Raw genomic sequence first — 7,450 nt, forward strand, 5'->3', positions numbered from 1 at the left:
GGTAGTAATCCGTACTGAACATATTATACATTATTTTCAGTATAGTTGAGCTTATTATTGACTAGAGTCATGCTCCTCCGCTGGGCGACCCCTGGTGGCGGTGGGGGTATCCTGAGAGCAGTGGAACTTAGCCCCCTCTTGCCAGCTCTTCCCCTTCGCGACAGCGGTGCGGAGCACTTTGTCTGGGATCCCTGCTGCCCCTTCTCTGGAGAGGTTGAGTTTTGAGCAGGTCAACCTCTCCGCCTCTTCACTGGCCCTGCTGGACCATTGCCCCCGCCTGTTTCGCTATGTGTACCTGGAGCGGTTGATCTGGCCCGCTGCCAGTGTTTTTGAGCACGAGCTGGAGCAGAGGCGCGGACGGCAGTTTCACCGTTTGGTGGAGTGGCACAGCCGCGGGCGGCAGGTGGAGCCGCGTCTGTCTGCCCTGGATGAAGGGGTGCAGCAGTGGTGGCAGGTGTTCTTGGCCAGCTCCCATGCCCATCCCCAGGGACGGGTGTTGGCGGAGTTGCCCCTGTGGCAACGGATTGAGGGCTTTAAGCTGATAGCCCGTTTGGATCGGCTGGTGATTATCCCCGGATCCCTGCACATCCTGGACTGGAAAACTGAGCGTCAACGTCCTCGCGATGAACAGTTGGCCCAAGACTGGCAGGTGCGCCTTTACCCTCTGCTGCTCTGCGAGGTGGCCCAGCAGCTGCCCCTGGAAGGCCCTTTTGAGCCGGAGCAGGTGCAACTGACCTTTTGGTATGTGCAACATCCGCAGCAGCCCTTCCACCGGTATTACAGCGCCGCCGCCTATGAGCAAGACCTGGCCCACCTAAGAGCCACTCTGAACCACCTGCGGCAACTGGAGGCGCAAGACTTTCCCATGACCCCCCACACTGAGCGCTGCAACAGTTGTCTGTTTCGCTCCCGCTGCCATGGGCTGCTACCGGAAGGGATCCCCTCTCAAGACCTCACGGATTGGGTCTGGCCAATGCAGGAGCCCGCGACACCTGCGGATCCCATCGCCGATACTTATTGGGAGCAGTAATGGGAGCAGTAAGGACTCCGCCCCGCTGACGCGATTAGATCCGATTAGATCAGGGTAGGGCGGGGCAGGATCTGTTTTGGCAGCAACCCATGCACACCTTTCATGGGGCTGTTCACCACCTGCGTGATGTGGAAGTGGACAGCAATGCTGCAAAGCACATAGGCTTCCTCTCGCCCAATGCCGACAAACCGATGCAGAAAATCGATCATCCGCCTTAGGGCAATCTCAAAGGCCGCATCCAGATCCTCGGCAAAGCCCATGGTAATGAAATCGGTCGGGGTTTCCGCCAGCGGTGCCTCGAGCGGCAGATCTTTGCGCAGGATCAACTGCAAAGTGCCATTCATGGAAGTTTCAATGGCCGTTACATCAACTTCTCCGTCCCCTTGAGCGGAGTGGCCATCCCCCACCGAAAAAAGGGCACCGGGCACAAAGACCGGCAAAAAAACTCGGGATCCCGCCTGCAATTGGGGGTTGTCGATGTTGCCACCATAGTTGCCGGGGGGGATAGAGCTGCGGCTGGTTTCCTCGGTCGCCACCCCCAAGATGCCAAAGAAGGGGCGAATGGGGACGCGGATGCCGCTGCCGGGAGGAAATTCCGCTACCCCCTGGTCTATATCTAGGTCGATGAAGCGCAGTCGCGGCTGATCAAATTCTCCGGGCAAAGCCCCCCATCCGGGACGGATGGCATTGAAACCGATGGGCAAGCGGGGGGTGATCGCTTGCAAGCGCACTTCCAGCACATCTCCAGGTTCAGCTCCCTCAACGTAGATCGGCCCGGTCAACAGATGGGGGCCCGGCCCCACTCGGCGCTCGGCAGGCAAGGTTTGGCAAATTTCGAGGAATTCGGGCGTGAAGAAACGGTCCGGCGCTTTGCCGTAGTGGGCGAACCCCGAGTAGGTTTCCACCTGCACCACATCGCCCGATTGCACATACAAGGCCGGGGGCAGTTGGGAAGAAAAGCCGCCCAAGTGGACGGTATGGGGAGTGGCTTTGAGGGTGTGAACGGGCACGGCCAGGGATCCCTTGCAAAAGACCCATTCAATCTAAAGAAAAATCCCCTCCAATCCTGAATTAGACTGTTCCTCAAGCCGGTATCTCTGGCTACTGTTTGCCCAGGGGTGGCGTGGCGACAATGTTTCCCACATTTGCTATCTTGAAGGGCCGTGGGCAGGGATCCCCGTTTGCAGGGCTGAGCGTGGAACTGGTGCCCCTGGTGTGGAGGATAACTGCAATTTTCTCGGAGACTTGCATACTGGGTTCGATAGGTTTATCAGCGCTGTCAACTGTGATCGCGAGTGTCATCTCCAGTACTTCCACCGTCCGGGATCCCGACTGGGATGTGGAAGTAACCGGCCTCCACAAGCGTTTTGGCGATTTTGTGGCTCTCAATGGCATTGAGCTGAACATCCGGCGGGGGGAGTTTTTCGGCCTGCTGGGCCCTTCCGGCTGCGGCAAGACCACCCTGCTGCGCATCCTGGCCGGCCTGGAGATGGCCGATGCTGGGGAAGTGGTGATTCGAGGTCGCCCGGTGGGCCACCTGCCCGCCCACAAGCGCAACGTCAACACGGTGTTTCAGAGCTATGCCCTTTTCCCTTTTATGACGGTGGAGGACAACATCGCCTTCGGCCTGCGCATGCGGGGTGTGCGGGGGGAAGCTCTGCGCAAGCGGGTAGCGGCTGCTATGGAATTGGTGGAGATTGCAGCTCTGGCCAAGCGGAAGCCCCATGAGCTGTCGGGGGGACAGCAGCAGCGGGTGGCCTTAGCTCGGGCTTTGGTGAACGAGCCGGAAGTGCTCTTGTTGGATGAGCCGCTGTCGGCGTTGGATGCCAAGTTGCGCAAGCAGCTTCAGGTGCAGTTGTGCGAGTTGCAGCGCCGCCTGGGCATGACCTTTATTTTCGTTACCCACGACCAAGAAGAGGCTTTGGTGACCAGCGACCGGGTGGCGGTGATGCGGGCGGGGCGCATTGAGCAAGTGGGCCTTATCGATGAGGTGTACGAGCGCCCGGCGACGGCCTTCGTAGCCGACTTTTTAGGGGCCAGCAACCTGATCGAGGGGATCGCCTGTGGGACGGACTGTGTGGATACGCCCTTGGGAAAGCTGAAGGTCTTGGGGATCCCGGCCAGCTCGGAACCGGTGCAATTGGCTATTCGCCCGGAAAAGATCCAGCTCTCTCGCAGCGGCTGGGATCTGCTGCCCAACCAGGTGCCAGTGCGGGTGGAAAACCTCATCTACACTGGGGCTGAGAACCAATACCTGTTGCGGACAAACCAAGGTCAGCAGCTCAAGGCCACGGCCCTCAACACCGATATTGAGGATGCAGGGTTTGAGATCGGCGCAGCGCTGGTGGCCCACCTACCCCCGAAAAGCCTAATCCGTTTGCGACCGGATCCCCGTCAGGAGGAGACTGGATGTTGAAGCTGCCATCTCCTGTGGGCAAGTGGATCCCTGGCCAAGCCCAGGTGCGATTTGGGGAGCTGCTCACCCCTTGGCAGGAGTTGGGGCGCAGCCTAATTTTTGCTGGGCCAGGGGTGCTGTGGGTGATGTTTTTTCTGGTGCTGCCGGGGCTGTTGCTGTTGGTGTGCAGCTTTCTCAGCCGCGGGGAGTTTGGCCAGATTCAACTGCCCCTGACCCTGGAGAACTATCTGCGCATTCTCGGCTTTGGCCCCTTGGGATGGACGCCCATCTACTGGCAGATCTTGGGCCGCAGCCTGCTGGTGGCGGGGGTGACCACCTTTTTTTGCGTGCTGCTGGCCTACCCATTGGCTTTCTTCATTGCCGCCCACCCACCCCGACAACGGGATCTGTTGCTCACCTTGGTGGTGGTGCCCTTTTGGACGAACCTGGTGATCCGCACCTACGCCTGGATGGTGGTGCTGGCCCCGGAAGGGTGGCCGGCTCGCTTGGCGGCCTGGCTGGGCTGGATCCCACCGCAAACGGCTCTGTATCCCAGTTGGCTGGCGGTTTATCTGGGCATGGTCTACACGTTTTTGCCCTACATGGTCTTGCCCCTGTACACGGCGGTGGAGCGCATCGATTGGCGGCTGGCGGAAGCGGCACGGGATCTCTATGCCAAGGGTTGGCAGGTCTTTTGGTGGGTGCTTCTGCCCCAGACCTTGCCTGGACTGGCGGCGGGCCTCATTCTGGTGGGGATCCCGGCTTTCGGCATGTTCGTAGTGCCGGATCTGTTGGGGGGCAGCAAAACGCTGTTGATCGGGAATGTGATTCAGTTGCAGTTTGGCTCCAGCCTGGACTATCCTTTCGGGGCGGCCCTCAGCTTTTTGGTCACCGGCCTCACCCTGGGGTTGATCTACGCCTACAGCCGCTACGCTGGCACCCGCAGCCTAGAAAATCTGGTTTGAGGAGCTGCTGTGGGCTTTAAGCAGAGCCGCCAATTGCTTGCGCATCAGGATCCCGGGCTTATCGGTGAGCATGTGCTGTTCGGTGCTGAGGGTGAGAGGAACGTCGGGATCCGTGGTCTCCAAAATGGCTTTGTCTTCCAGGGTCACGGCCCGGTCAAAGCGGATAACCTCGGCGGCTGGGGTATCGGCCTCGGTGTCGTTGCGCAAACAAAACTGCACCACCTGGGAGGCTCGGTCGTTGATGGGGGTGGGGATGTTGACGATGACATGGCTGCGGCCATTGGGGTAGCGGATGTGAAGGTGGTTGGTGAAGGGCAAATGCCAGGTTGAAGTGGTGGTGCGCTCGGTTTTGGCGGCAGCAATGCCCAGGTTTTTTTGTTGCAGCTCTGGGTTGGCTACACCGAGCACTGTGCGGGTGCGGATCCCGTAGTCCAGCTCCTCGACCTCGAAGTGGCTGGGTACCAAGTCTTCCATACTGCCAAAGGTGTTCTGGTGTACAAAGCTGATGTGGGCGGCATCGAACTCGTTCTCGCAGATGCGCAAGCTGGCACATTCCCAGCGTTCGTAGAACTCGTGGATGAGCCGGTAACTGGGATCCTCGGCTTCTGGGATGACCGGGATCCCCCGTAGAGGCTGGGGATGCAAGCACACCCAAGCATAGCCATAGCGGGCCTGGCAGAGATAGGCGGGAATGCGGTAGCTCTCTGGGATGCGGGCCTGATCCGGCAGTTGCGGCACCTTGACACAGGCTCCCGTGCCATCAAACTCCCAGCCATGGTAGGGGCAGCGAAGGTGGCCGTTGCCAACGATCCCCTTGGACAATTGAGCCGATCGATGACAGCAGCGGTCTGCGGCTGCCTGGGGCTGTCCGGCCTCGTCCAGCCAAAGGACGATCTTTTCCCCCAGCAGCTCGAAAGGTTGCGGGGATCCCTGCTCCAATCGGCTGAGGGGCATCACCGGATACCAGAAGCGCCGAAAGACAGGATGCTGGGTCACCAACATGGCAAAACCATCTTTATCGTATGGCCGGATTCTGTATAGCAAATTCGTGAATTCGGTTCCGTAGCCCGCGCCACAATCTCTATTTGGGGATCTTGCAGATCTGGGCAAACTCATTCCCAGGGGAGCTCAACTCATGGGGAAACCCTAGAACCTCTGGTACGGTAAAGATACTGATCTTGCGTTTGAGTTTCCAGAGGGATCCCTTGACCTCTACTTTGCCTTCTCAGACCTTCTTGCAGGCTCTGCACACCCCTTCCCCTGCTTGGGATGCCATCGTCATCGGTGCTGGGATCGGGGGATTGGTCGCGGCCAGCCAGTTGGCTGCCAAAGGATACCGTGTGCTGGTGCTGGAGAAATACCTCATTCCAGGGGGCAGTGCCGGCTATTTTGAGCGTCCGGATCCCTTAGGCAAGGGGAGCTACCGCTTCGACGTGGGCGCTTCCATGATCTTTGGGTTGGGCACCCAGGGTACCACCAACTTGCTGACCCGCGCCTTGGCAGCCGTGGGCCAGTCCATAGACTCTATCCCCGATCCGGTGCAGATTGCCTACCACTTGCCCAAGGGGCTCAATCCACGGGTACACCGGGATTACGAGCAGTTTTTGCAGGAGCTATCCGGCTACTTTCCCCGGGAAGCCGCCGGCATTCGCCGGTTCTACGATAGCCTGTGGCCCATCTTCAACAGCCTCAACGCCATGGAGCTGCTCTCGTTGGAGGAGTGGGGCTATCTATTTCGTTCTTTTGTGAGCAATCCCCTCGGCTGCCTGACCTTGGCGCGCTATTTGCCGGTGAATGTGGGCCAGGTAGCGCGGCGCTGTCTGCGGGATCCGGATTTGCTGCGCTTTGTGGACATGGAGTGCTACTGCTGGTCGGTGGTGCCGGCGGATCGCACGCCCATCATCAATGCCGGGATGGTGTTTTGTGACCGACACTACGGCGGTGTCAACTATCCCAAAGGGGGGGTGGGGCAGATCGCCCAAAAGCTGGCCCAGGGACTAGAGGCCCATGGCGGGCAGATCCGCTACAAAGCACCCGTGCGGCGGATCCTGGAAGAAAGAGGTCGGGCGGTGGGCGTAGAACTGGCCAGCGGGGAAAAGCTCTTTGCCCGCACAATCATCTCCAATGCCACCCGCTGGGACACCTTTGAGCGCCTATGGCCGGGATCCCTGCCCAGGGCGGAGCGGCAGTGGCAAAAACGCTACCAGCAATCCCCTAGCTTTTTAAGCTTGCACCTGGGGGTGCGGGCCGAGGCCCTGTCCGGCGAACGCTATTGTCACCACATTCTCCTGGAAGATTGGGATCAGATGGAGGCTGAGCAGGGCACCCTTTTCGTCTCCGTCCCCACCCTGTTGGATCCCGACCTGGCTCCCCCGGGCCGCCACATTGTTCATGCCTTTACCCCCAGTTGGATATCCACCTGGCAAGGGTTAAGCCCAAGCCAGTACCAGACCCAGAAACAGCAAGCCGCCGACCGGCTTATCCGCCGCCTGGAGGCCCTTTGGCCCCAACTGGGATCCCACATTGAACTGAAGGAGATAGGCACCCCCCGCACCCACCGCCGCTTTTTGAGCCGCAGCAACGGCACCTATGGGCCTATCCCCAGCCGGGATCCCTGGGGCTTGCTGGGCATGCCTTTCAATCGCACCGCCATCCCCAACTTGTACTGCGTGGGGGATAGCACATTCCCCGGCCAAGGGCTCAATGCCGTTGCCTTCTCCGGCTTTGCCTGCGCCCACCGGGTGGCAGCGGATTTGGTTTAGGTTGCCCTTATCCTTGCTACTCCCTTCTCCCTCTGGGAGAGGGGCAGGGGATGAGGGTTGAGCGGCGCAGAGGGTTTGGGAGGCAGTTGATGGTCAATTCAAACAACAATGAGACGCTAGCCAGTAAGATAGCGTCCGTTCCCGAAAGCAGGCTGTAGGCCTTTGAATCAGGACATTGTCCAGAATCAACACAGATGTCCTCTTCAAACTCGGTATTCAGTATCTGATACATTTACGCTGAACACTGCTGAACATCACTGTTCAACTATGCAGCGATAGCATTCTGTTTGTTTCCAAA

The 7,450-nt window shown here is 59.4% G+C and carries 6 protein-coding genes; 4 read left to right on the forward strand and 2 right to left on the reverse strand.

Going from position 1 to position 7,450, the window contains the following annotated elements; genetic code table 11:
- Positions 1-166: 166 nt before the first annotated feature.
- Positions 167-1,030, forward strand: a complete 864-nt coding sequence (locus NW834_RS12770; RefSeq protein ID WP_414418941.1) for a PD-(D/E)XK nuclease family protein — start codon at positions 167-169, stop codon at positions 1,028-1,030.
- A gap of 44 nt (positions 1,031-1,074) precedes the next feature.
- On the opposite strand, the gene NW834_RS12775 is transcribed toward NW834_RS12770, so the two are convergent.
- The gene (locus tag NW834_RS12775; protein WP_414418942.1) at positions 1,075-2,040 is read right to left on the reverse strand and encodes an acetamidase/formamidase family protein; all 966 of its coding nucleotides are present in this window, start codon (positions 2,038-2,040) and stop codon (positions 1,075-1,077) included.
- A 275-nt stretch (positions 2,041-2,315) separates the two neighbouring features.
- Between NW834_RS12775 and NW834_RS12780 the strand changes: the two genes are divergently transcribed.
- Together NW834_RS12780 and NW834_RS12785 are read left to right on the forward strand one after the other, a co-directional pair.
- Complete coding sequence (locus NW834_RS12780) at positions 2,316-3,446, forward strand: ABC transporter ATP-binding protein (protein ID WP_414342557.1); 1,131 nt, start codon at positions 2,316-2,318, stop codon at positions 3,444-3,446.
- Complete coding sequence (locus NW834_RS12785) at positions 3,440-4,390, forward strand: ABC transporter permease (RefSeq protein WP_414342559.1); 951 nt, start codon at positions 3,440-3,442, stop codon at positions 4,388-4,390. Before NW834_RS12780 ends, NW834_RS12785 begins: the two co-directional genes overlap by 7 nt.
- On the opposite strand, the gene NW834_RS12790 is transcribed toward NW834_RS12785, so the two are convergent.
- Positions 4,373-5,392: a Rieske 2Fe-2S domain-containing protein gene (locus NW834_RS12790; protein WP_414398798.1), complete on the reverse strand. Its 1,020-nt coding sequence runs from the start codon at positions 5,390-5,392 to the stop codon at positions 4,373-4,375. The genes NW834_RS12785 and NW834_RS12790 overlap by 18 nt on opposite strands.
- Positions 5,393-5,595: 203 nt before the next feature.
- On the opposite strand from NW834_RS12790, the gene crtH reads away from it, so the two are divergent.
- On the forward strand, positions 5,596-7,152 hold the full coding sequence (crtH, locus tag NW834_RS12795) for a carotenoid isomerase (RefSeq protein WP_414418943.1): 1,557 nt from the start codon (positions 5,596-5,598) through the stop codon (positions 7,150-7,152).
- Positions 7,153-7,450 lie beyond the last annotated feature (298 nt).

It is taken from the genome of Synechococcus sp. R60.1 (assembly GCF_047461835.1).
Lineage (GTDB): Bacteria > Cyanobacteriota > Cyanobacteriia > Thermostichales > Thermostichaceae > Thermostichus.

Coding starts and splice junctions, on each gene's coding strand:
- NW834_RS12785 (WP_414342559.1), top strand. CDS start 3,440: ATGTTGAAGCTGCCATCTCCTGTGGGCAAGTGGATCCCTGGCCAAGCC.
- NW834_RS12790 (WP_414398798.1), bottom strand. CDS start 5,392: ATGTTGGTGACCCAGCATCCTGTCTTTCGGCGCTTCTGGTATCCGGTG.